The organism is Undibacterium sp. Ren11W (assembly GCF_049340485.1).
GTDB lineage: Bacteria > Pseudomonadota > Gammaproteobacteria > Burkholderiales > Burkholderiaceae_D > Undibacterium.
Window position 1 is genome coordinate 42,484 of the sequence record NZ_JBMPPB010000005.1, and the last position, 23,434, is coordinate 65,917.

Consider the following 23,434-nt stretch of genomic DNA (forward strand, 5'->3'; position numbering starts at 1 on the left):
ACGCAAATCTGCCCGCAAAATAGCGCGAGCCTTGACACTCCGTGATATTCTGCCGAACTTAGTACATTAAATAAGCCATTAGCCTCGATGAACACGCCTACTTCTACACCCGTCAGCCCATTTCAAACTCCCCGTGCATTGTTAAAAGAATTGCAGGAAAAGTTCGTCGCTTTTCGTGAATACATGCCGCTGACGATAGGGATAGATAAGCAACTCATCGCTCTGTATCCAGAATTGAGCCGCAAACTCTTGCGCGCCACTTTGGGCATACACACGAATTCTTTGCGCTATCTGAAGATCATGGAAAAAGCCACGCATCGTTTCGATTTGCAAGGCAACGCGGCAGAAGAAGTCACCGATGTCCATCGCACCCATGCCACTACGGTATTGCGCGAACGCGCTAAAAAAGTAGCCGAGCAACGCAAGGCGGAACGCGCCGCCGAAGAAGCAGCGCGCGCGGCAAAAGTGGCTGAGGCAGCGGCACAACAGCATACCGAAAAGCTCAATCAACTCGCTAGCAAGTTCTCACGCAATAATTAAGCCACTGTGTGCAAATTCAGCGCTCGCTGAATTTGCGGTTTGCGGTTTCGCTGATTAATTCCATTTAATAGGCCCAAGGCGCACTATCCATGCGGGTTGCGGGCATGCCAGGCTGTAGGTCGCATGGAATATGCGCGCTGGCATGGGCTGCTTTTTCCTATTCAGATTGTTGCGATGATTCAGGCAGCGGCTGTAGCATCGCTGGCAAATACGCCTGACAAAATTCAGCAGGCATGCGCCGCGCTTTTCCGCTACTCACTTCTATGCACACCAGATCCCAGTGCCCACGCATGACGGTGCTCTGATCGCTCTCCCGAATTAACTGAAAGCGACGCTGCATAGAAAGTTTGCCGTCACTAGCGACTAAGCAGGTGGCCAGCCGTAGTTTCTCTCCCAACACCGTAGGCAATAAATAATCGTAGGCTGCGTGCCGTATCGCCATCGCTCTATCTAAGCGCAGATAGTCCGCCAACGACAGGCCCAATGTTTCCGAATGCGCCCAGGCAATAGCTTCGCACCAGCGCACATACACCGCATTATTGGTGTGATTGAGTCCGTCTATATCACTGTGTTCAGGACTTACGTCCAATGTGTAAGGCTGAGGATAGTCCCAGATCATGCGGATACTTTCATGTAAGCCATAAAAAGGTTTAAGCGACAAAAAACCCGCCGTAGCACAGGGCTAGTGGCGGGTTTTTCGTGCGTCTTCGGTTGCCCTAAACGAAATTCTGGTGGTGATAGGTGGACTTGAACCACCGACCCCAGCATTATGAGTGCTGTGCTCTAACCAACTGAGCTATATCACCAAGAAGCCTAAGATTATGCCATTGTGATCGACGGCTGTCAATATCAATTGCGCGGAAAGTCCGATTGGCTAGCGGAATTTGCCGGAAAAGCGATGCTGGCTCAGGGGCTCAGGCTTACGCCGCAGCGTCAGGCGGTGCTGCTTAGTCCTGTAAGCTAGTAAATTGTAACGAAGCCAGGTTGGCGTAGATGCCGCCTTGCGCTACCAGGCTGGCATGGGTGCCGGTTTCCACGATGTGGCCGTGTTCCATCACGATGATGCGATCGGCGCGTTGTACGGTGGCCAGGCGGTGCGCGATGATCAGGGTGGTGCGTCCTTGCATGGCGGCTTCTAGTGCGCCTTGCACCAGGCGTTCGGATTCTGCGTCTAAGGCGCTGGTGGCTTCGTCTAATAATAGCAAGGGTGGGTTCTTGAGCATGGCACGGGCGATCGCGATGCGCTGGCGCTGGCCGCCAGAGAGGCGCACACCACGCTCGCCTAAGAAGGAGTGGTAGCCTTCTGGCAGCCGTTCTATAAATTCGTGGGCGGCGGCCATTTTGGCAGCGGCGATGACTTCGGCGTCGCTGGCGTCGGCTTTGCCGTAACGGATGTTTTCCATGGCGTCGGCCGAGAAAATAATGGTGTCTTGCGGGACTATGCCTATGCTGTCGCGTAGTACCTGCAAATCTAGATTCCGGATATCTACGCCATCTAACTCTATAGTGCCTTTCTGCGGGTCGTAAAAGCGCAATAGCAATTGAAATAAGGTGGTCTTGCCGGCCCCGGATGAACCGACTACGGCCACCGTTTCGCCTGGCGCAATCTGTAAGGAGAGGTGAGCCAGCGCGGCAGTGTCGGGACGTGATGGATAAAAGAACCCGATGTCGTTCAAAGTCAGGCTGGCACCGCTAGCGGTGCGTTGCGGCAGGGAGCTAGGCTGCGCCGGCGACTGTATAGTTGAGCGCACTGCCATTAACTCCAATAAACGTTCGGTAGCACCGGCGGCGCGTTGCGCTTCGCCCATGACTTCGGATAGGGCACCGATGGCACCGGCAACAATCGACGCATATAAGATGAATTGGCCAAGCTCGCCGCCGCTCATCTTGCCTTGTATAACTTCATGCGCGCCTAGCCATAAGACGAAGACGATGGTGCCAAATACCAGCAAGATCACCAGCACGGTGAGTAGCGAACGGGCGCGGATACGGCGCATGGCGGTGCCGAAGGCGTTTTCTACCGAGCTGGAAAAACGCTGGGCTTCTAGCTTCTCATGCGTGAAAGCCTGTACCGTAGGCATGGCGTTAAGAATCTCGCCGGCCATGGCCGAGGCGTCGGCGATACGGTCTTGAGAATCGCGCGAGAGTTTGCGTACCCGCCGGCCAAAATACACAATGGGTAACACCACGGCGGTCAGCAGCACAATGATGATGGAAGAGAGTTTCGGGCTGGTCACGAACAGCATCACCAGGCCGCCCATAAACAGCAACATATTGCGCAAAGCCATCGAGATGCTAGTGCCCACTACCGCCTGTATCAAGGTAGTGTCGGTGGTCAGGCGCGATAGGACCTCACCGGTGCGGGTGGTCTCGAAAAACTCAGGGCTTTGCGTGACGACATGCGAGTACACCGCATTGCGGATATCGGCAGTGACGCGCTCGCCCAGCCACGACACCATGTAAAAGCGTGCGGCAGTGGCGATACCTAATATCACGGCAACCCCGAACAGCGCCAGAAAAGTCAGATCGACATGCTGGATATTACGGTCGCCGCCGCCAAAGCCCAGATCGATCATTTGCCGGAATGCGTACGGGATCGCGAGTGTGGCGCAGGCCGCCACCACCAGTGCAATCCCGGCCAGGAAAAATTGGCGTTTATATGGAAGCAGAAAAGGAATTAAGCCTTTTAAGGTGGAGATGCTGCTTTTGGGCAAATCAGAAGTAGTCATAAGCCTGGGCAAGGTGAGGGAGGTTGTAAGCTCGTGCAATGATGCTAGTTTGAGGTCAGCCGTATTGTGTCAGGTTTTGTGCACTCTGGTGCGATGCGCATTGCGGACGGCTATCTCGGTTGATTAGGACTTACGCAAAATTGTTCCAGCTAGGCGTGCCGCCGAAGACTTACTTCAGTACGGCAAGGCGGATGCGACGACGCTGGGGCGGTTTTGCGTAAGTCCTATTGATGCAAAATACACGAATCTGGTGAGATAATGCGCGCTATCGTCAACAAATCTGCCTGTCTCTGCGTTGAGTTAGCATTTTCCAAATAAAGGTCGTGTATGTCATCTTCTATGTCATCGTCCATGTCATCGTTTTTCAGATCGTATTTCCAGCCCCTGGTTTTTTCTGCGCTGACGATTTTTACCGCAGCTAGCCTGACTGCCTGCCAAAGTACCCGAATACAGGTGAATGACTGCAAAGCGGGCGACTGGGGCGTGATCGGCAATAAGGACGGTGATCAGGGTTTGGATCAGCGCTTTGAAGAGCGCAAGAAATTCTGCGCGAATGTCGACGAAGGCAAAATCAAGGCCGATTCTGGCGCCAGTTATCAGGCTGGCTGGGAGCAGGGTAATTTTCAATACTGGAAACGTTTAGGCGCGCAAGATGGTTTAGCGGCCAAAGCTATGTCGAGTTTTGCAGATCAGGCCGCCTCTGAACAGACTAAAAAAAATAATACGCCCTTACACCAACTCGCTTACAAACAAGGTTGGATCAGCGGTAATGCCGATTACTGGCGCGGACTAGGCGATCAGGATGGCGCGGCCGGGCGCGCCGCTTCTGGCGAGACTGCGCGCGCTGCCGAGGGTCAGGCGATAGGCTTTAATCGCCTCAGTTATCTGGAAGGCTGGCAGACTGGCAATCAGGCCTATTGGACGCGACTTGGTTATCTCGATGCACACGATGGCAAGCCCGATGCCGGATTTAAACAACACGCATCTGGCGCGCGGGAAAACGGAGTGCAAGTGAACGAAGCTGCCTACCGTAGCGCCTGGAATCTGGAAATTATCGAATACTGGAAACGCCTGGGTTGGGAAGATGCGACTCAGGGGCGCGATGTGAATACTCGCCGCGCAGATGCCAAGCAGCGCGGTTTGAAATTTTCTGAACAAGAATACAAGCAGAGCTGGGAGCAGCGTCTCATCCAGTATTGGCAAGACGCGGGTAAAGAAGACGGTTATGGTAGGCCGAATCTGCTGGAAGATAGAATGGCCAATGCCAGACGCAATAATGTGTTCGTCATCGCGCAAACCCGTGAGGTGTATCAGCAAGCCTGGACTGAGCAAAATGCGCGCTATTGCAGTGTCGATAATGCCTTTGCCTTTGGTCGTAGCAATCAGGGTATGGCGATTGAGGTCTGTGCCGGCCCGCAGCAAAATCGGGTAAGACATGCCCTGGCCAGCGGGCAGGAGTATGAGAACGTGCTGCGCCAGCAAAGCTATCGCAATGACGAACTGAATCGCCTGGCCGATAGACGTAATTCTGCCGAGCACAGGCTGGCACAATTAGAGCGTGAGACCAAGCGTGATCAGGACGATAAAAACCGCGTCATCAATGCCGAGAGCGCGAATATTGATAAACGTCGCGAGCAAGAGAAACGTGAATTACGTGAGTTTTTACGTCGTAGCTATGATGAGTTCGAAGACCTGAGGCGCTGGAACTTTAGGTACGAGCAGCAATTGCAGCAAATCAAACGCGATATTTATCTCAATTAAGAGCACGTGAATTGATCACTTGAGTTTGCACTACTGCGAGATCTGTCGTGCATCAGCATATCAATTCATAGTAAATATCCCAAAAAGCTTTACGCAGTATCCATGCGCCTTCGCAAACCAAATCGGGCTGCAGGGCGCGTGGATACTGCGTAATTGATTTTCAGAGAATTCGAAAAAACCAAGAAATTGAAGGAAACTGCTGGTTTTTTAGACGCCCCCACTTACGTCATCGCTGCAGATATTGTTGCTATTTAAAGCGCGTTGCCGTTTTCTGTATAGTGCTGCAACAGTGCTCTTACTCCCGCTGCAAAGTGATCGACATCGGCTTCGCTGGTGTCCCAGGCAGTCATCCAGCGTACCTGACTCTGGCTGCTATCCCATTCCCAGAAATGACACCAGGCTGCCAGTGGCGCGATGCAGGCAGCTGGTAGCGTCGGAAACAGGCCATTGGTGATGGGGGCTTGCGCGTACTGCAGGCCTGCGATATCACGGGTCGCCAGATACAGCCGCTGCGCCATACGGTTAGCATGCGCCGCCAGTGTTAGCCACAACTCGTCTTCTAGCAGCGCATTAAACTGCGCTGCCACATAGCGCATTTTTGAGGGCAGTTGATTGACTTGTTTGCGCACATATTTTGCACGCCGCGCATGCTCAGTATGAAAATAGATCAGCGCCTCGCCACCGATCAGACCGGCCTTGGTGCCGCCGAAACACAATACATCGACGCCAGCATCGAGGCTAATACTACGCAAGGCTTCGAGTGTCCCGCCCAATGCGGCGCAGGCGTTGGCAATACGGGCACCGTCCAGATGCACCCGCATGCCTAGTTGATGGGCGGCTTGGCACAGCGCCTTGAGTTCTGCGGCGCTATACACGGTGCCCATTTCGGTGGCCTGGGTCAGCGATAAAATGCCTGGTTGCGGGTGGTGTTGCGAGCCCAGTGTGCGGCCTAGGGCTGCCACTTGCTCAGGGTGTATTTTGCCTGCCACGCTAGGTAGTAGCAATAATTTAGCGCCGAGTGCGCGCTCCGGCGCGCCCGTCTCAGCCACTGCGATATGTGCCTGATCGCTGCAGACCACGCATTCGCCCGCTTGCAATAAACTCACTAGCGCCATTACGTTGGCACCGCTGCCACCCCAGACCAGGAAAGCCTCGCTGTCGGCACCAAACATTTGCTTGAAACCTTGTTGCGTCTGTTCGCTCCACGGGTCGGCGCCATAGGCTAAGGCATGGCCGTTATTGGCGGCGAGCATCGCGGCCATGACGCTGGGATGGGCTGCGGCCGAATTGTCGCTAGTGAAGCTGCAACGCGGCGCAGGTAGTTTGGCTAAAGCGGGATGGATGGCTGGCGACATGGTTTACTCGTTAACGATGGGAAGTCGCGCTGGCGGTGCTTAGCCTGGCGCTGCTTTGTTTTGCGCTTCGATATAGATCTGGAATTTTGTGTTTACTCAGTGTCATCATCCACAAGCTGCCCACTGCCAGTAACAGCCAATTGAGGCTAGGCATGTGCAGGCGTTGCGCCAGATCGAACAAGACCCCGCCGATCAAGCTGCCGAACATGGTGCCCATGCTTTGATACAGCATTTGCTGCGACATCAGTTTGCCGGTCTGTTCTGACGAGTTGGCGGAAAATCGTGCGATGACGACATCAAATGAGGGGCCGTAAAAGACCTGACCGAAGGACAATAAAATGGCCGAGGCGATCACTGCCGCAGCAGATTGGCCAGCCACCACCATCAAGGCAAAACTCAGAAATAGGCAGCCGTAGCCTATCCGTAGAAAACGAAAATGATCACGTGTGCGCACCGCGCGCTTAGAGACCGGAATCTGGAAAAAAATGATGACGAGAGCGGCCAGCCAGAACGGTGTCGAGACCGGGATTTCGGGAGTGAATTTTGGAATGTGCAAACTGAAACCTATCATAGGCTGGATCGCAAAACACCAAAATACGGCATTCGACAAATGAAACATCAGTGGCAGTTTCAGGGCAGGCAGATTATCCGATGCCAGATGCAGCGGTTCGGGGCTGGCGCTTAACTCGTGCGTCTTGCTGGCGCTGGCGAGGCTCAATTGCAGCGCTTCGTGCCGGCTGATGTCGCGCATCGCATACAGCATAAAAATGGCATAGGCGATAAAGCTAAGCAAGACAAACAAAAACACCAGCTTGAGACTATGGATGGGAGCCCAGGCCGCCACCAGATAGCCGCTCACCAGACCCATGCGTATCGCAAACGCCAAACGGCTAAATAGCGAGCCCTGATCGAGATCTTTTAGTTTGAGTAGATAGTTTTTCAGCCCGGGAAAAGACAGACCGCTGCCCAAACCGGCCAGCAGCGCAAACAAGGCCAGCGCCCAGGCTTGCTGCAGATAGGCCATACAATACAGCGCTATACCCTCCAGTAAAATATTCCCCGACACCGCTAGCGGCTGATTTGCCAGGCGCGGGTAACGCCCGCCCAGATACGAGCCGAGCACGCGGCCCAGATTGAGCCCGAATAAAATCGCCGCGGCCCAGGTGCCGGAAAAATTTTTGCCCGTTTCAGAAACGATCAGTGGCGTGTACAAAGCGACACCGGCTGAGGCCAGCGCCACCCCTATGTAAATCAGATAGGAATTAAAGACGGGATTAAAGGTTTTAGTATGCATGGTGTAAGCCGCGCTGATGCAGCAAAAGCGCTGGCTGTATAGAAGGTTCAGACTCAGACCTTGCCATGATACATAAGTTGCATTTCTCACGCGCCGATAATGCAGTTTAAGTCCTGCTGCATGGTATCTTCAAAAAAACCATTAATCGGGATGCAGCGCAAGGCGCACACCGGAGCAATATGTCGGTATTGCGAGGAGCGCATTGAACAATCGACGCCGCGATGCGCCCGAGTATCGGGTTTTTAGTAGTTCCCGCATCGATATGCGCAGTATTCATGCGCCTTCCAGGCCAATATCCTGCTGCAGGCCGCAGCCAGATTGCGTATGCCTACAGAGGATTTTGAAAAAACGCTCAATTTCTAGCGCTCAGGAAGATAGCGCTGTTGGCCGCAAAAAATCTGTTTATACTCTGTCGTATCTATGTCTTCACGTGGAGTCCTAACATGTCGAATGCAGTTGATCCCTACTCGTCTCGCGTAAAGCCGGCGCTACCGTCCATCTTGTTGATAGACGACGATGTGTTTAATTGCGAAGTGCTGGTCGATATGCTCACCGACTTGGGAGTGGCGATGATACATACCGCCCATTCTGGTGCGCAAGCCCTGGAAATTTTCAACAACAGCGAACCCAAACCCGATCTCTTACTCTGCGACCTGTGCATGCCGGGTATGGACGGATTCGAGTTGTTGACTAAAATCGCGCATAAGCGCTTTTCTGGGGAGGTCGTGATTATGTCTAGTTACGATCATCAGGCGCCCGCCACTGGCGACTGGGCGCTGAGTAATTACAAGGCGTCGGCACTCAAATTGGCCGAAAAACTGGCCAGAGTGCAGGGCTTGAAAGTGCGCGCCACCTTAGAGAAACCGATCTCGCGTCAGCAATTGGCTGAGTTAATGGCGCAGCTGCAAAACACCCGCGCATCGTTTTAACGGGGAACTTCTAAAAACCCGTGAATCGGGATGCAGCGCAAGGCGCAAACCGCAGCAATACGTCGGTATTGCGAGGATCGCATCGGACAATCGACGCCGCGATGCGCCCGAGCATAGGGTTTTAGGAGTTCCCTAACGCGGCGCTTCCATTAATAGGCGCATGCCGACCAGGGTGTAGCGAGTCTGCGGAGTATTCCAGTTGCGATACGATGAACGGGCATAAAAAGCCCAGGTATGCCAGGAGCCGCCACGTCTTACATACACATTGCCATCCGCCGGCCCTTGCGGGTCATTCACCGGCGAATGGGCGTAATAATCTTCGCCGTAAAAATCCTGGGTCCATTCCCAGGCATTGCCATGCATGTCGTAGAGGCCAAAGGCGTTCGGTGCAAAACTGGCGACCGGTGCGGTAAACACATAACCGTCGTCACCTTTGAGTGCGTGTTCGGCAAATTTAGGCCAGTTCACTTGCGATTTGGCGTCGAAGGTATTGGCCACTTTGAGTAGTGACTCAGGTGCGTCGCCGCTGTGGTAGCGGGTCTGGGTGCCAGCCCGCGCTGCGTATTCCCATTCGGCTTCGGTAGGCAGGCGATACACGCGGCCTTCTTGTTTGCTCAGCCATTGCGCCATGGCCAGCGCATCGTTGCGGGTGACGTTAACGACAGGATGCTGCTCGTCTTGCGGGAAACCCGGGTTGCTCCAGCTATAGCGCGGATCGCGTCCCTCAAATTGATCACCGCGCGCGCTCTTGTCGGGGTCGTAGGCCGGATTATAGCCATAGCCACCGGTGCCATCGGCGATCGATTCTGGCTGGTAGCCTGACTCTTTCAGAAAGCGCCGGAATTGCCCGACCGTGACTTCAGTCTGCCCCAGATAAAAGGCCTGGCTAATTCTTACCTTATGGCGCGGTGCTTCGTCGTTGAGTTGTTCAATACGTCGTTGCGATATCAGTGGATAAGCGAGCTGCAGGCTGGCTGGGCTTTCATCATTACCCATGAAAAATTCACCGGCAGGTATCAACTGCATGCGCATATCCAGCGAGTTAGTCAGACTGCCAGGGCTGGTGGCTGTCGCTGCCAAGCTGGCACCTGCGAGTGTCAGCAAGGACAGCAGTACCGTGATTTTGCGTAGAGAGAGGCGCTTGCCTCTGCTACTGCTGCCCTTAGTTTTGCTGTGGAAACGTGCAAATAAACAAGTCATCATGGCCAAGTGAGCTAAAAAATAGTGACAAAGACCCCGGCAAAAAATTTCCCGGCACCAAATTGTCTAGTCTAGCGCATTGTTGGATTAATATTAACTCTATTGAATTTATTTTTTATCTGTGCAAACTATATTGCGCTCGCTTGTGCTGGCAGTCTTGTAGCAGAGAGTTGAGCGGGTTTAGGTCTGCACCGTGTGCCCAGCTCAGACCTAGCGACTCAGGCATGTTGTTTTTTTGTGTTTTATTTACGTCCGAATTGCTGGCGTAAATAGGCGATGATGTCATTCGATTCATACATCCAGCTAACGCTGCCATCGGCGGCGGCTATGCGCAGACAAGGCACCTTGGCGCTGCCGCCTTGAGCCAGCAAAGTGTCACGGTTTTCTGCGTGGTGCTGGGCATCGCGTAATTCTATTTTCAAGGACAAGCGGCGCATTTCCTGGCGTACCTTAATGCAAAATGGGCAAGTCTTAAATTGATACAAGGACAATTGCTGACATAGCTTATCGACTCTTGCCTGTTCTGCGTACACGCGTTGCATGCCTGCAGGATGACTCAGGCGCTCTTTGAGTAGCAACACAGGGCCAAGCACGGCGCGCAACAATCTAAAAAATAATTTCATGTTTACTCTTAAAATCAAAAAGCAGGAAGAAGGGCGCGATTGTACGCGATAAGACTTTGTCGCTGCGAGTTTTAGGGACTGCGCAGTATCAAAACATCCGTTTTTTGTAGGCCTCGCAGAGAATACTGGCGTCATTGTTCAAGAGGATTTATTTGCGCAAGCCCTAAATATTGGATCACAATATGCCTAAGCAGGAGTCACGTGCCCAGTTTTTGTCTGCATGTGCTTCGCGTATTTTTTAATTTTGGAGAAATGATGACTATCTTTGTGCGAAATCTTAGCGTCTTGAGCGTACTTCTACTGACCGCCGCATGCAGCCGTCAGGTCGAGGTGAAAATCGGCGTACTTGCGCCTATGAGTGGTGAGTTGGCGAAAAATGGCCAGAGCATCGCTCAGGGCGCGCAAATTGCTGTGGATGAATTAAACGAAAGCAAATTTTTAATCGACGGCAAACCAGCGCATTTTTCACTGTTGATCGAAGACGATAAAGCCAAGACAGACGAGGCGGGTAATGCCGCCAAACGCCTGGTCGATGCTGGTGTCGTTGCCGTGTATGGGCCGCCGAATTCAAATCTGGCGATACTGACGGCCCCGATTTTCGCCAAAGCCGGCATCCCGCAAATGTCCAGCGCCACTAATCCTCAGTACACCAGAATGGGGTCGGCTAGTAGCTTTCGCATTACTGCCGACGATATTGAACAGGGCACAACTTTGGGGCGCATCGCGGCCGACAAACTACATGCCAAGAAGGTGTTTTTGCTGGACGATGGCAGCACTTTCGGTAGTGGCCTGACGACTGAGGTGAATAAAATCATCGTCAGTAAAAAAATTGAAGTGAGCAAACAGTCGGTGTTACAGGCCAGCGCAAACTATGCCGAATTAGCCAAAAAAATCAGCGACAACCAGACCGATGTTGTGGTCTACGGTGGGAATGAGCAAGTCGGCCAGGGAATATTAAAGGCCTTACGTAGCGCGGGCTCTTCCGCACGCTTCGTCACTGGCGACACCTTATGCGATGCTCAGGCGATCACTAACGCTGCCGGCAATGCGAATAAAGACTATTTTTGCACCATCGCCGGGGTGTCACCGTCCTGGCTTGCCGCCGGAGCCGCTTTTGTCGAAAAATATAAGGCCAAGCATGGCGAAGTCGGCGCCAGAGCACCGCTAGCCTACGACGGCGTACATATTTTTGCGCAAGCCATGCAAAAAGCGAGCTCGACCAATCCTACGGTTTATCTGGCTGAAATGAAAAAATCTGCGCTCGACGGCAAAATTCAGGGATCGGTAGAGTTTGACGCCAAAGGCGATTTAAAAGACGCCACCGTGGTGATTTTTGAAGCGATCAACGGCAAGTTAGTCGAGCAAAGCAATAAGTTTTAAAGCCGCGCTAGCTGCTGCAAAATAGATGCGCAATCTGCATGCGCCTTGCAGGCCGATTTGGCTCTGGGAGCCGCATGGATATTGCGCATGGGTTTTCGGATTGCGTGTTTAGCGCTTATTTGCAGAACAGGGCAATATCGCTGGCGGCTACCGCTCTGTCATTGGCATCGGTCTTTGCTTGGTTACCATGGACTGCTTTGCCAGAAATGATATCCCGCGCCAAGGCACATTGCCCCGCATCGCTGGTTGGCCTGCCGTACGACCCACTCTGACTGTAGCCTGACGTTGCCGGCCGGCTAGCTTGCGCTAGCTGCTGCTTTGCCAATCTTTGTTTCGATTCCTGTTCCTGATCTTGCCAACTGCGGGCTGAGGGCACGCCGGTTTGGTTAGACGGAGATTGCGGCTGAGCCTGAGCCGAGATTTTTACCTGCTCGGCCTTGCCCTTGCCCGCCTCATCCTTGTTTTCTGTGTAATGGGTTTTGCCATTGGCATCTACCCATTTATAGATTTCTGCCTGCGCTGGCGCTGCCACCAACAAGGCGAGAGCGCCGATAGCGAATAGTCGTAGTCGATTTAGTGGCGAAATTGTATTCATAGTGGACGGCAGTTTTTCTGCGGTAATTCCGGGGTAAATTAAGAGGCAATTGCAAAAGCGCGCAATGCTGAGCGAGCTTTTGCATCAATTTAAAAATTGCCTAATTGTACACGATTAATTCGGCGATTAATTCGATGATTAATTGTGCCAATTGATTATTTACTTCTGGCCGGTATCCGTTCCAGCACCGCCAATAACAAGGTCCAGTATTGGCCCACTGTAGTGATGTTGACCATCTCATCGGGGCCATGCGGATAGCGTATGGTCGGGCCTATCGAGACCATGTCCAGATGTGGATAATGCTGCTTGAACAGACCGCATTCCAGACCGGCATGGATCACCATGATTTCTGGTTTTTTGTGATAAATGCTCTCGTAAGTGTCATTCACGATAGACATCACGGCCGAGCTGGTGTCTGGCTTCCAGCCTGGATAACAGCCAGATAAAGCCAGCTTGGCACCGGCCAGATCGCTCAGCGATTGCAGGCTGCTTTCTATGTTTTGGCGGCCGCTGTCTATCAGCGAACGGATCAGACACAGGATAGTCACACTCTGTTCCTGAGTGCTGACGACACCGAGATTGAGCGAGCTTTCGGTGACTCCGGCGATCTCGTCGCTCATACGCATCACGCCATTGGGGCAGCTATTGAGCAGATTGATCAGGGTTTTTTGTGGCCCCACCTGCATGCTGAGGGCTGGCGCTGGCGCACTGCTCAGCGTCAGTTTGAGTGCCGGTTCGGCACTCGATAGTTCCGCTTGCAAAATGGATTGATACTGCGCCACCCGTTGTTGCAGCAAATCGGCCTGGTCCGCTGGCAGGCTAAAGCTACATTGCGCCTCGCGCGGGATGGCATTGCGTAGCGATCCGCCGCTGATGGCGCTTAACGCGAGATCGAGTTCTACCGCATGGCCGGCCAGAAAGCGCGCCAGTAATTTATTGGCATTACCACGTCCCAGATGAATATTCACACCCGAATGGCCACCCTTTAAGCCGGCGATGGCCAGCGTGAAAGCCAGATGGCCCGCAGTGGCCGCCTGCCATTGCAGCGGTACAGTAATTTCTGCATCGACGCCACCGGCGCAACCCATGTAGATTTCGCCTTCTTGCTCGGAATCAGTATTGATCAGAATCTCGGCCTCCAGCATGCCGCCTTGCAGACCAAAAGCGCCGGTCATGCCGGCCTCTTCATCGACTGTCAATAAAACTTCCAGCGGGCCATGCTTGATCTCATCAGAGCCGAGGATCGCCAGTGCCGAGGCCATCCCTATGCCATTGTCGGCCCCCAGGGTGGTGCCAGTCGCCTTAAGCCAGTCGCCATCGATCCATGGCTGTATCGGGTCGGTCACAAAGTCATGGACTTTATCGGCATTCTTCTGCGGCACCATATCCAGATGCGCCTGCAGCACCACAATTTTTCTGTCTTCCATGCCCGCCGTGGCGGGTTTGCGGATAATCAAATTGCCGACCTGATCTTCGACCAAGGCCAGACCGCGCTGTTTGGCCCAGGCCTGGATATGCAGACTCAAGGCCTGTTCATGGCCGGAAGGATGCGGGATGGCACAAATTTGTTCAAACCATTGCCATAGAGGCTGAGGGAAAAGTTGATTGATTGCGGTAGTTGTGGTCATGATAAATATCCGATGAGGCGCTTGCCGGCAGTTACGCGGGCAGAGGAGCTGAGGGCGGCAAGTTTAGCATAGGCCGGAGCGGCTGCAGCGCAGCGCGGCTAGATCGAAATCAAAAGGAAACTCAAAAGGGAACTCAAAAGGGAACTCAATAGAGAAATCTAAAAACCTTATTAATAGAGATGCAGAGCGCGGCGCACACCGGAGCAATACGTCGGTATGGTGAGGATGTGCAACAAAGGTATGCGCTCTAGAAATAGGTTTTTAGATTTCCCAAAACCTGATGCGCAATCTAGATGCGCCTCCTGGCACGAAATAAGGCTGCAGGCCGCATGCTGATTGCGTATTGCATTTTAAATTTTGATGATTAACGTTAAGGGGCGACCAGACCTTGCATTTTCACCACTTCAAAATTACTGCCCTTGACGCTGCCTAATTCGGACACCAGTTTATCGTTATTCCAGCGCGCATCGGGTGCGCCGCTGACATACCAATTCGAGCCATTGTCGGCCACCAGCATGCCGTAGCTTTTCATCGCTTGCAGGATAGACTTACTCTCAGTGCTAAAGCCGGCAGGGATCACAAAACTGGCCTTGAGGCGCACCCGCATCCCCATTGGTGGCAACGTAACGCTAGTGTTGGCAGAGGCCCAGTGAGTGGCTGGCGGCACATAGGCACGGCGGGTTTTGCTGACGGTAAAACGCAGGGCATGGCGGATCGCGCCGCTGGCTGCTTCTTCATAGCGTACCAAACCCGGGAAGATAGGCAAACCGGCCGCATCGGCGCTAGTCCAACCAGGCTGGCCGCCCGGTCTGACGGTATTTGAGGCCAGGTCAAATAGCGCACCGCCGCTGGCTTTCCAGCTGGCGTCAGCTTGCGGGTAGGCGTTGCCCACTTCATATAGACGATTATTGTCACGCTCTATGACCAGCACGTGGCGGTCGCCGCCAAACACTGCGCCGCTGGCGAGTTGCCCTTCAATTGGCGCGCTGGCCGGGATAGGGTAGGGGCCGGGATCGCTTTCGCTGCCGTAATCGGTAAAGATAACCGGCACTTTGGGCTGGCTGGCGGCCACCACCACATACGGGATGCCGATAGGCGCACCCGCATACAAGCCGGCCCCAAAATCAGGATGCAGGCCGCCAGTCAAACCTATGCTGGCGATCAACGCATCTGAAGCGGGCTCAAGCGCCGCCGCCGAAATATCGGTATTCCAGGCATTTTCAAACGGAAACGGCAGCGCGCCGTTCAGATTCGCACCGACGCCCAGGTCGGCTTTGCGCAGATCACCATACACCGCATTAGTCGGCACCACCGGTGGCAATATCGGGGATGGTGGTGTGACGGGCGGCGTTACTGGGCTAGCACTGCTATTAGCCGAGCTGCCGCCCGCACCGCAAGCGCTGAGCGTCGCCAGCAAAGCCAAGATCACAGGAGCGCAGAATTTATGCGTGTAGTAGGGAGTAGCAGTCATACAAAACCTTATGTGGAAGGCGCATACCTCGGGCCTGGGCCAGCGCAACATCTGGCTATGCTAGTCGGAAACCGACGGCCTCACAATCAGCTTTGCACTCGCTTACAATTGCGCGTACTGAGCCTCGATTTCGCTGTTTTTATGGCTGCGAGTGTTGCTATTTCCATCAAATTTCGCATGTGCGTTTGTACAGACGCTGTTCTGCTTAATTTCAATGGTATATTGATATTTGTTTGCTGCGATAGGCAGGTGCATCAAGGCGGCAGAATTACCTGTAGGACTTAGGTAAATTTGTACTAGTGAGGCACACCAGCGCCAACAGTAGTTAGTACGCCAAGGCGAGTGCAAGGACACTGGGGCGGTTTGCCTGAATCTTAAACAACCAACGGCTAGGACATTGCGCACAAATACTTGCTTTACAGATGCGTGCACCAGGTCCATAGATGTGCACAGTGAAGGTCTACAGAGATGGCGATAGGGATGATGTTAGGATTTAAAAATGCGTCTTTGCATAGAACAAAAGTGCTATGCCTGCATTGCCATAGCGCGAATATCCGCCGCTCTAAATGGCTCTCGCAGACCGAAAAAAACGCGCATCCCAAAAGCGCGCCTTACCGTTGCCTGGATTGCTCAAAACGCTTTATCGGCAGCACAGACCTGAGCCACTTATCGCAAAAAAGCCTGATGATCACGCGCCTGTTGCTGGCGGCCAGTCTGCTGGTGGGGCTGTTGATACTCATGCTCTTAGTCATAGGCAATAGTTCTGGCAATTATTCTTCGCAAAGCACTGCAGCCTTCCTCAACGCGGCTGAAACTAATTCGGCTCGTATGAAGGCCGCAGAAAAAGGCGACGCCCAGGCTCAATTTGAACTCGGCCAGAGCCTACTGCAAAACATGGAGGGCAACCCGGACGACACCGCGATGGGCGTGCTGTGGTTGCGTAAAGCAGCCAGTAACGGCAACAGCAGTGCCATGGTGGCGCTGGGGCGTTTATCGAAAACCGGTGTGGGTGTATTGCAAAGCTATGCGCTAACTCTGGAGTGGATGCAAGCCGCGGCCAACAAAGGCAATCCGGAAGGCATGTTAGAACTGGGACGCCTGTATCGCGATGGCGTGGCCGTCCCTAAAGATACGGTACAAGCCTACATCTGGCTTAATCGCGCAGCCGCGCTGCACAACCGTGCCGCCGCCCAAGAGCGCGACCTGATCGCCAATGGTTTAAATGCCGACAAACTCAAAGAGGCGCAAAGCCTGTCGGTCAGCGCGAGTAAAACCAAGCCGCAATAAGCGCGGGCGCTGAGCTATTTCTAGCTATCCCAAAAAAGAACTTCTAAAAACCATCACGCATATTCCATGCGCCTGCTGGCAGCAAAATGGCCTGCAGGGCGCGTAGCTATTGCGTGAGGCACTTTAAAAACTTCGTAGCGCGTGTGCGATCCGGCGCGGTGAAACAATGCATCTATGACAATGAAAAACAATTATAATTCGCTACTCTATTTTTTCATCAGGTGTCGTATGCGCGTTTTGTTGAATGCTGTGTTGTTATTGCTGTTTACTCAGACTTTGAACTTGCCAGCGGCGGCACAGAGCTCGCTGACAGTTCCTCCATCCATAACACCTTCCGAGGCAGTAGCGACAGAGCTGCCGAAAAAGAATGATCTCAAGATTGATCCTGCCAAAGACTGCTCTATTCCGGCCTATCCGGATAGCGCGCGTCGTTTCGGCATGCAAGGCGACACCATATTAAATCTCATGATAGATGACAGCGGCAAGATCAACGCCTTTCAGCTAATCAAAAGCAGCGGCTGGAAATTTCTCGATCAGATGGTGATGCATGCCATTATCGGTTGTCAGGTGCTTCCCGCAGGGCGCTGGATACCCAGTGAACGACAAGTTATCTACTGGTGGCAATTCGATAAAGGCTATACCAGCCGCGCCGTATTAGATATCAGCAGCTGCAAAGCCTCAGAAAAGCTCCGTATTGCCAACGAGCAGGATAAAGAGCTGGGCATCGTGGTCGGCATCTATACCTCCGACACCGGAAAAGTGCTGGACGCCAAAGTGCAATGGGGCAGCGACGATGAACAACTGGATAGAGAAAGCCTGCGCATCGCCAAGTCCTGCGAATATGCGCCGGCAGAACGCAGCGGCAAGCGCATAGGTAACGCCGATTCGATACGGTTTGTGGCGAAGGCCGCGCAGTAATGCCAGGCGCACCCTAGGCGTCACTTGACGTCTTATGATTTTATTTTTTAGATTTAAAGAAGATCTTAATTCCTTTGTAGATGTAAAAGTAGATAGATAAAATCACATAGCCACCTACAATTGCAGCCAGCCAAAACGGCATTGCATCTAAAAATTGAAACATGAAAATTAGTGCAAAAATTGTTCCAATTAAAAAAATAGATTGAGTGTTTTTCGGCATGTTATTTTTCAATTAATTTCTTAGTTAAGTAAAACAAATGAAACCCGCAAAAACACAAATAAGCTGCGCGGGTTTCACCGATATTACATAACTAACCAAAAAGCCATCACGCATATTCCATGCGCCTGTTGGCAGAAAAATGGCCTGCAGGGCGCACCGGTATTGCATGATGGGTTTTAAATGCAGGGAAGGAAGGTTGTAGTCACGTAGGGTGTAATAGCGAAGCGTATTACACCGTTTTCAACCATTCCATGCGGCGCAATACGCTGCGCTATTGACGCCTTACGTAGTGCGCCTACGGCCTTGATTGTTTTCGGGGCGATTATTCGCGCCGTAATAGCGCAGCGTGACAGCGTTTTTCAAGCATTCCATGCGGCGCAATAGTGAAGTAGGGAATTTCAGCATGCGACCTGCCTGCTGCACAAAGCTTGATGTGCGCGATTGAGGTATATGGATTCCTGCAGTTTGCGCCTTGCGCTGCATCCTGATTGACGGGCTTTTAGAATTTCCCAAATTGCTTTGCGCACTATCCATGCGCGTCGTGGCAGCATTTCGGCCTGCAAGCCCCACCGGTATTGCGCAAAGGGTTTTAAATGTTGGGCGTGAGCGCAGCGTATTACACCGTTTTCAATCATCCCATGCGGCGCAATACGCTACGCTATTGACGCCCTACCTAGTGCGCCTTACGGCCTTAAAGCCAATGACACTGCAATTGGAGCATTGTCGCGTACGCGAGTTTGATTGTTTTCGGGGGATTATTAGCGCTGGAATAGCGCAGCGTGACAGCGTTTTTCAAGCATTCCCTGCGGCGCAATAGTGAAGTAGGGAATTTCAGCATGCGTCCTGCCTGCTGCACAAAGCTTGATGTGCGCGATTGAGGTAGATGGATTCCGGCAGTTTGCGCCTTACGCTGCATCCCGATTAACGGGTTTTTAGAACTTCCCAAATTGCTTTGCGCACTATCCATGCGTCTCGTGGCAGCATTTCGGCCTGCAAGCCGCACCGGTATTGCGCATAGGGTTTGAGATGTTGGGCGGGTGAAACCCGCAAATAATATCGATAAGCTGCGCGGGTTTCACCCGCGCTACATGGCTGCAACCCGCTGAGGATTAGCGCTGTAGGGTGTAATAGCGAAGCGTATTACACCGTTTTCAATCATTCCATACGGCGCAATACGCTGCGCTATTGACGCCCTACGTAGTGCGCCTTACGGCCTTATTGACGCCTTACGTAGTACGCCTTACGGCCTTAAATTATTCGTATAGTATCTTTGCTGTAGATGATAGTTGGTACGTATACAGATTTGTACCTTTATTACGAACGATAAGTCCCTTCTTTAAGTCAAGCATTTTGCATTTTTGACCAATCGACTGTGATGAAACATCTATTTCTTCAGCAATTTCTTTTGCTGTAAGTGGCTCATTGTGCTTTGTAAGTTCCATCACGATATCTACATCAACTGGATTTAGTAGGGAATTTTGTTCAATTTTCTTTAGTTCGGCCGTGATTTCATGTGCGACAGCCTCTGTAATCACGGTTCCTCCACATTTATTGCACTTATAGTTTGAGAATTCTAGAAATGGAATTTGTTCTTGGCTAAATATTTGACTACATTCCTCATTAGTGCAATGGACAGATTTACTTGAGGACAGAAATTCTTTCAATAAGATATTGAAGCTAAATGGCCGTTGATTGAAATACTTTCGATACTTCGATCCTTTGGGTTTTCCCCACATTAAATTGTTCTTTTGAGTTAATCCATAATTTAGGCAATATATTGAAGATAATTGACCGTCTTTATCACTCATCTCTGTGTATTTTGAAATGAAAAAATTTAGTTCCAATGTTTTTAGAAATCGCTCAAGTGTTTGCGAAAAGTAAAAATGACTTGAATATGGCTGTGCAGAAATATACGTCTCACCAGAGTATTCACCTGTTGAAATGCGTCGTTTTGTTTCAACCATTTTTTCTACAAATCTAGATAACAATTCCCTAAGCTGGAGAGTGTCAATTTTTTCGTTTATCGAAAGCAGAGAGAATGTAGTTTTATGAAAAAATGGTTCGATTTTATCGTCGTAATATTTTTGTGCTGCAGCTTCAATGTCCTGTCTATTTATAGGTTTGTCATAAATGATCTTACTTTGATAGCAGTAGGATAGAACGTAGCCAATTATTCGAGGAACATTCATTGAAGTTTGGAAAATAATTTCGTAATAATCCTCCATTGGGATCTTTGTGATATCAAAGAAATTTTCTGGTGATTTCTTAAGGAAGTGTAGAAAACGCTTTTCGATTAACCTTTTGGTAAAATCAATTGCGCCTTCCTCCATTTTATTTCGATCAAATTCGGAATAAAGGCTAAAAAAATCTAGATTAATCGTATCTATTTTTCCTGGATCGATTTTTCCATAGTAAATTCTGTCTGGATACGCGGCTACCTTAAATTTAATGAACTCTTCGGACCAATTATTTAGTGGCGCCAAAATTACATCTACAAAAGTTTTAATTGCAAAATCGTCGATTTCAGAAAAGTCGTCCAGCAGGACGACAACATGTTTAATATCAACCTCGATCAAAATACTCTTTATGTCCTCAATAAATGCTTTGATCTGAAAGACCTGCAAGAACACCGAAGAAAAATTTTCTTCCAATTCTGTTGCTGCAGAAGATTCATCAGCTTGCCTTGCTTCTTCTTCCGAACCTAATTTGACGCCAATTTTTTGCGCATCGACCTCGATTGAGGCATTATTTTTACTTCCCGTGTTTGTGGCTGTTTTGGATTGATCGGAGGTCTTTCTTTTGGTCGAGATATTTTTTATGACTGGAATTTCTATCTCTTTCAACCCTTCGTTATCTTCAATTTTCTTTTTTAATTTAGCAATCTGCTTTTTGACTGCCTGTAACCGTGTTTCACCGAAGATTTGTAAAAATTTTTCGGGTAACTTTTCGCACCTTATTTCCAATTCCGACGCAATTCTTATTAGAACCGTTTGGAGAAAGCTACGTTCAATTAGGTATTTTTTAAGTACTTTCTGAGGCAGATAATCAGATAGGTATTCTAAATTTAAAAAATCAGTTTGCGCTGACTCATAAATTGTTTTCACATCTAGGTAACATGGAAGAAACGTCGGTTTCTTCCTTAGTTCTTGTTCAATTCTTAGAAAAATGGTCGACTTTCCAGTTCCTTTTCGGCCAACTAAAAATGTCGTGTTTTCTTTGACACTCTTCCTTAGAATATGTTCGTTCGGAAGTAAGTCTGTATAAAGCGTTTCAAGCAAGTTTTTTCCTTTTTCATCAAGCAGATCTGCTCTTCGATATTTCTTCAATGATTCAACAGCATTGAAGAAATTGTCTTTGTCTATTTGTGAATACATAGATTTACCTTAAATTACGATGAAAAAGAATCGGAGAATCAATTGCTAAAAATTGTTACTTCCCCCACGAATCCTTCAAAGTAGTCACCCGGTTAAACACCGGTTTACCAGCAACAGAATCCACGCGATCCGCGACAAAATACCCATGGCGTTCAAACTGGAAGCGCTCGTCTGGTAGCGCTGCTGACATGCCTGGTTCCAGATAGGCTTTCACTACTTCCAGGGCGTTTGGATTGAGTAGGGCCATGAAATCTTTGCCGCCGGCATCTGGGTTCGCGTCTGTGAACAGGCGGTCGTACAGGCGCACTTCGGCTTCCAGTGCGGTCGCTACGCTGACCCAGTGGATATTGCCTTTGACTTTGTAATTGGCGCTGCCTTCTGTGCCTGATTTGCTGTCGGCAAAATAATTGCAATGGACCGCGATGATATTGCCGTCGGCGTCTTTGTCGCAGCCTGTGCATTCGACCACGTAGCCGTAACGCAGACGTACCTTGTTACCAGGGTAGAGGCGGAAGTAGCCTTTGCTTGGCTCTTCCATAAAGTCGTCCGCTTCTATCCAAACTTCTTTACTGATAGGGAAGAGGCGCAAGCCGCGCTCTGGATGGTGCGGATGCACTGGTGAGCTGCATTCAACCGTTTCGCCTTCGGGGAAATTATCGATAATCAGTTTTAATGGGCGCAGCACGGCAGTGGCGCGCGGCGCTTTTGGGTCAAGGTCTTCGCGCAGGCAACCCTCTAGCGTGCTGTAATCGATCCAGCCGTCGGAGCGGGTTACGCCTATGCGTTCGCAGAAAGCTTGGATAGATTCTGGCGTATAGCCACGGCGGCGTATCCCGACGATGGTAGGCATGCGTGGATCATCCCAACCGCTGACGATGCCTTCTTCTACCAATTGGCGCAGTTTGCGTTTGCTGGTGACGACGTAGGTTAAATTTAGACGGGCAAATTCGTATTGATGCGGCACTGGTTGTTTAAAGAAACCGCCTTCGGCAGCGCGCTCTATCACCCAATCGTAAAACGGACGGTGATCTTGAAACTCTAAGGTACAGATAGAGTGCGTGATGTTTTCTATCGCGTCTTCCAGCGGATGGGCGAAATCGTACATAGGGTAGATGCACCAGGCATCGCCAGTGCGGTGGTGGTGCGCATGGCGGATGCGGTAGATGGCCGGATCACGCAGGTTCATGTTGGGCGAAGCCATGTCTATCTTGGCGCGAACGATGTGCTCGCCGCCTTGGAATTGGCCAGCCTTCATGCGGTGCAGCAGGTCTAGCGATTCGCTGGCAGCGCGCTCGCGGAAAGGTGAATTGACGCCAGGTTTGCTGAAATCACCACGGTTGGCGGCCATGTCTTCCGCCGTTTGGCTATCGACATAGGCGTGACCTGCGGTGATCAGATATTCGGCTATCGCATAGAATTTATCGAAATAATCACTGGCAAAATACAGGTGATTGCCGGTCGCGCCTTCCCAATCAAAGCCCAGCCATTTGACGCTGTCCATGATGGTGTCTACGTATTCCTGATCTTCTTTTTCTGGATTGGTATCGTCAAAACGCAAATGGCAGCGGCCGGCGTAATCGCGTGCCAGGCCAAAGTTCAGGCAGATCGATTTGGCGTGGCCAATATGCAAATAACCGTTTGGCTCAGGCGGGAAGCGCGTGATCACGCTAGGCATGCCATCGCGGGCGTAAGCCCCATCGGCGATGTCTTTGTCTATGATGGCGCGCAGGAAATTGGACACTGCAGGTGCGGCAGCCGCTGCTGCTTTTGGATCTTTATGGTCGTTGCTCATTGCTAGGGCATTCAAAAAGTAATGTGATGACAAGCATTTTACCGTAGCGCGGGGCGCTGGCGGTGCTGACGTGCAAGACAATTGACATTTAGAAGGTTTTTTTGAGTTTTGTCATAGTTGCTCATCGACATTTCAAAGATACTTGCGATCATGTTTTTTACTTGAGCGGCGCAATTTTTAGCACGTGCGGTATCGATGTTTAATACTCGCGGACTAGCTCACACTAACTGTTAAAAAAGGTTTCCAATGGCCTTTGCGCGGCAAAAATAAGCTTTAATTGCGTAATCATTTTCCATCGTATTTTTCGCCTTTGCCGCGGATAATTAAAAATAAATCCA

At 51.1% G+C, this 23,434-nt stretch carries 18 protein-coding genes and 1 tRNA gene; 6 read left to right on the forward strand and 13 right to left on the reverse strand.

The annotated features are described in order from the left end of the window. The first annotated feature begins 87 nt into the window (after positions 1-87). Positions 88-540 carry a ProQ/FINO family protein gene (locus ACO0K8_RS12675; RefSeq protein WP_422947019.1) on the forward strand — a complete coding sequence of 151 codons (453 nt, stop codon included), beginning with the start codon at positions 88-90 and terminating at the stop codon, positions 538-540. A gap of 157 nt (positions 541-697) precedes the next feature. Here the strand turns inward: ACO0K8_RS12675 and ACO0K8_RS12680 are convergent, their stop codons facing one another. The 3 genes from ACO0K8_RS12680 to ACO0K8_RS12690 form a co-directional block, all read right to left on the reverse strand. Next, the gene (locus tag ACO0K8_RS12680; RefSeq protein WP_422947020.1) at positions 698-1,201 is read right to left on the reverse strand and encodes an acyl-CoA thioesterase; all 504 of its coding nucleotides are present in this window, start codon (positions 1,199-1,201) and stop codon (positions 698-700) included. 68 nt (positions 1,202-1,269) lie between these two features. Continuing rightward, positions 1,270-1,346 (reverse strand) — tRNA-Met (locus tag ACO0K8_RS12685). A gap of 141 nt (positions 1,347-1,487) precedes the next feature. Continuing rightward, positions 1,488-3,269, reverse strand: coding sequence for an ABC transporter transmembrane domain-containing protein (locus ACO0K8_RS12690; protein WP_422947021.1), 1,782 nt, complete (start codon positions 3,267-3,269; stop codon positions 1,488-1,490). A gap of 327 nt (positions 3,270-3,596) precedes the next feature. Here ACO0K8_RS12690 and ACO0K8_RS12695 point away from each other — a divergent pair, with 327 nt between their 5' ends. Next, positions 3,597-5,030 (forward strand): DUF2799 domain-containing protein, encoded by a 1,434-nt coding sequence (locus ACO0K8_RS12695; protein WP_422947022.1) that lies wholly within the window; start codon positions 3,597-3,599, stop codon positions 5,028-5,030. Positions 5,031-5,281: 251 nt separating this feature from the next. Here ACO0K8_RS12695 and ACO0K8_RS12700 read toward each other — a convergent pair whose 3' ends face one another. After that, positions 5,282-6,385 (reverse strand): threonine aldolase family protein, encoded by a 1,104-nt coding sequence (locus ACO0K8_RS12700; protein WP_422947023.1) that lies wholly within the window; start codon positions 6,383-6,385, stop codon positions 5,282-5,284. 10 nt (positions 6,386-6,395) lie between these two features. Beyond that, the gene (locus ACO0K8_RS12705) at positions 6,396-7,679 is read right to left on the reverse strand and encodes an MFS transporter (RefSeq protein WP_422947024.1); all 1,284 of its coding nucleotides are present in this window, start codon (positions 7,677-7,679) and stop codon (positions 6,396-6,398) included. Between the two features lie 443 nt (positions 7,680-8,122). On the opposite strand from ACO0K8_RS12705, the gene ACO0K8_RS12710 reads away from it, so the two are divergent. Beyond that, positions 8,123-8,608: a response regulator gene (locus tag ACO0K8_RS12710; RefSeq protein WP_422947025.1), complete on the forward strand. Its 486-nt coding sequence runs from the start codon at positions 8,123-8,125 to the stop codon at positions 8,606-8,608. A 132-nt stretch (positions 8,609-8,740) separates the two neighbouring features. On the opposite strand, the gene ACO0K8_RS12715 is transcribed toward ACO0K8_RS12710, so the two are convergent. After that, positions 8,741-9,811 carry a formylglycine-generating enzyme family protein gene (locus ACO0K8_RS12715; RefSeq protein WP_422947026.1) on the reverse strand — a complete coding sequence of 357 codons (1,071 nt, stop codon included), beginning with the start codon at positions 9,809-9,811 and terminating at the stop codon, positions 8,741-8,743. A 239-nt stretch (positions 9,812-10,050) separates the two neighbouring features. Next, positions 10,051-10,431 carry a glutathione S-transferase N-terminal domain-containing protein gene (locus ACO0K8_RS12720; protein WP_422947027.1) on the reverse strand — a complete coding sequence of 127 codons (381 nt, stop codon included), beginning with the start codon at positions 10,429-10,431 and terminating at the stop codon, positions 10,051-10,053. Positions 10,432-10,686: 255 nt separating this feature from the next. Here ACO0K8_RS12720 and ACO0K8_RS12725 point away from each other — a divergent pair, with 255 nt between their 5' ends. Further along, entirely contained in the window at positions 10,687-11,811 is a 1,125-nt protein-coding gene (locus ACO0K8_RS12725) for a branched-chain amino acid ABC transporter substrate-binding protein (protein WP_422947028.1), read from the forward strand. A 115-nt stretch (positions 11,812-11,926) separates the two neighbouring features. Here the strand turns inward: ACO0K8_RS12725 and ACO0K8_RS12730 are convergent, their stop codons facing one another. The 3 genes from ACO0K8_RS12730 to ACO0K8_RS12740 form a co-directional block, all read right to left on the reverse strand. Continuing rightward, a complete protein-coding gene (locus tag ACO0K8_RS12730) occupies positions 11,927-12,406 on the reverse strand; it encodes a DUF4124 domain-containing protein (protein WP_422947029.1) in 480 nt (159 codons plus the stop codon). A 155-nt stretch (positions 12,407-12,561) separates the two neighbouring features. Further along, positions 12,562-14,034 (reverse strand): aminoacyl-histidine dipeptidase, encoded by a 1,473-nt coding sequence (locus ACO0K8_RS12735; RefSeq protein ID WP_422947030.1) that lies wholly within the window; start codon positions 14,032-14,034, stop codon positions 12,562-12,564. A gap of 370 nt (positions 14,035-14,404) precedes the next feature. Then, on the reverse strand, positions 14,405-15,505 hold the full coding sequence (locus tag ACO0K8_RS12740; protein WP_422947031.1) for a hypothetical protein: 1,101 nt from the start codon (positions 15,503-15,505) through the stop codon (positions 14,405-14,407). A gap of 480 nt (positions 15,506-15,985) precedes the next feature. Between ACO0K8_RS12740 and ACO0K8_RS12745 the strand changes: the two genes are divergently transcribed. Continuing rightward, positions 15,986-16,792: a hypothetical protein gene (locus tag ACO0K8_RS12745; protein ID WP_422947032.1), complete on the forward strand. Its 807-nt coding sequence runs from the start codon at positions 15,986-15,988 to the stop codon at positions 16,790-16,792. Positions 16,793-17,020: 228 nt separating this feature from the next. Then, positions 17,021-17,710: a TonB family protein gene (locus ACO0K8_RS12750; RefSeq protein ID WP_422947033.1), complete on the forward strand. Its 690-nt coding sequence runs from the start codon at positions 17,021-17,023 to the stop codon at positions 17,708-17,710. Positions 17,711-17,750: 40 nt separating this feature from the next. On the opposite strand, the gene ACO0K8_RS12755 is transcribed toward ACO0K8_RS12750, so the two are convergent. The 3 genes from ACO0K8_RS12755 to ACO0K8_RS12765 all read right to left on the reverse strand — a co-directional run bounded on the left by ACO0K8_RS12755 (position 17,751) and on the right by ACO0K8_RS12765 (position 23,096). Beyond that, entirely contained in the window at positions 17,751-17,930 is a 180-nt protein-coding gene (locus tag ACO0K8_RS12755; protein WP_422947034.1) for a hypothetical protein, read from the reverse strand. Between the two features lie 1,253 nt (positions 17,931-19,183). Then, the gene (locus tag ACO0K8_RS12760) at positions 19,184-21,304 is read right to left on the reverse strand and encodes a winged helix-turn-helix domain-containing protein (protein ID WP_422947035.1); all 2,121 of its coding nucleotides are present in this window, start codon (positions 21,302-21,304) and stop codon (positions 19,184-19,186) included. Positions 21,305-21,359: 55 nt separating this feature from the next. After that, positions 21,360-23,096, reverse strand: coding sequence for a glutamine--tRNA ligase/YqeY domain fusion protein (locus ACO0K8_RS12765; protein WP_422947036.1), 1,737 nt, complete (start codon positions 23,094-23,096; stop codon positions 21,360-21,362). Positions 23,097-23,434: the final 338 nt, after the last annotated feature.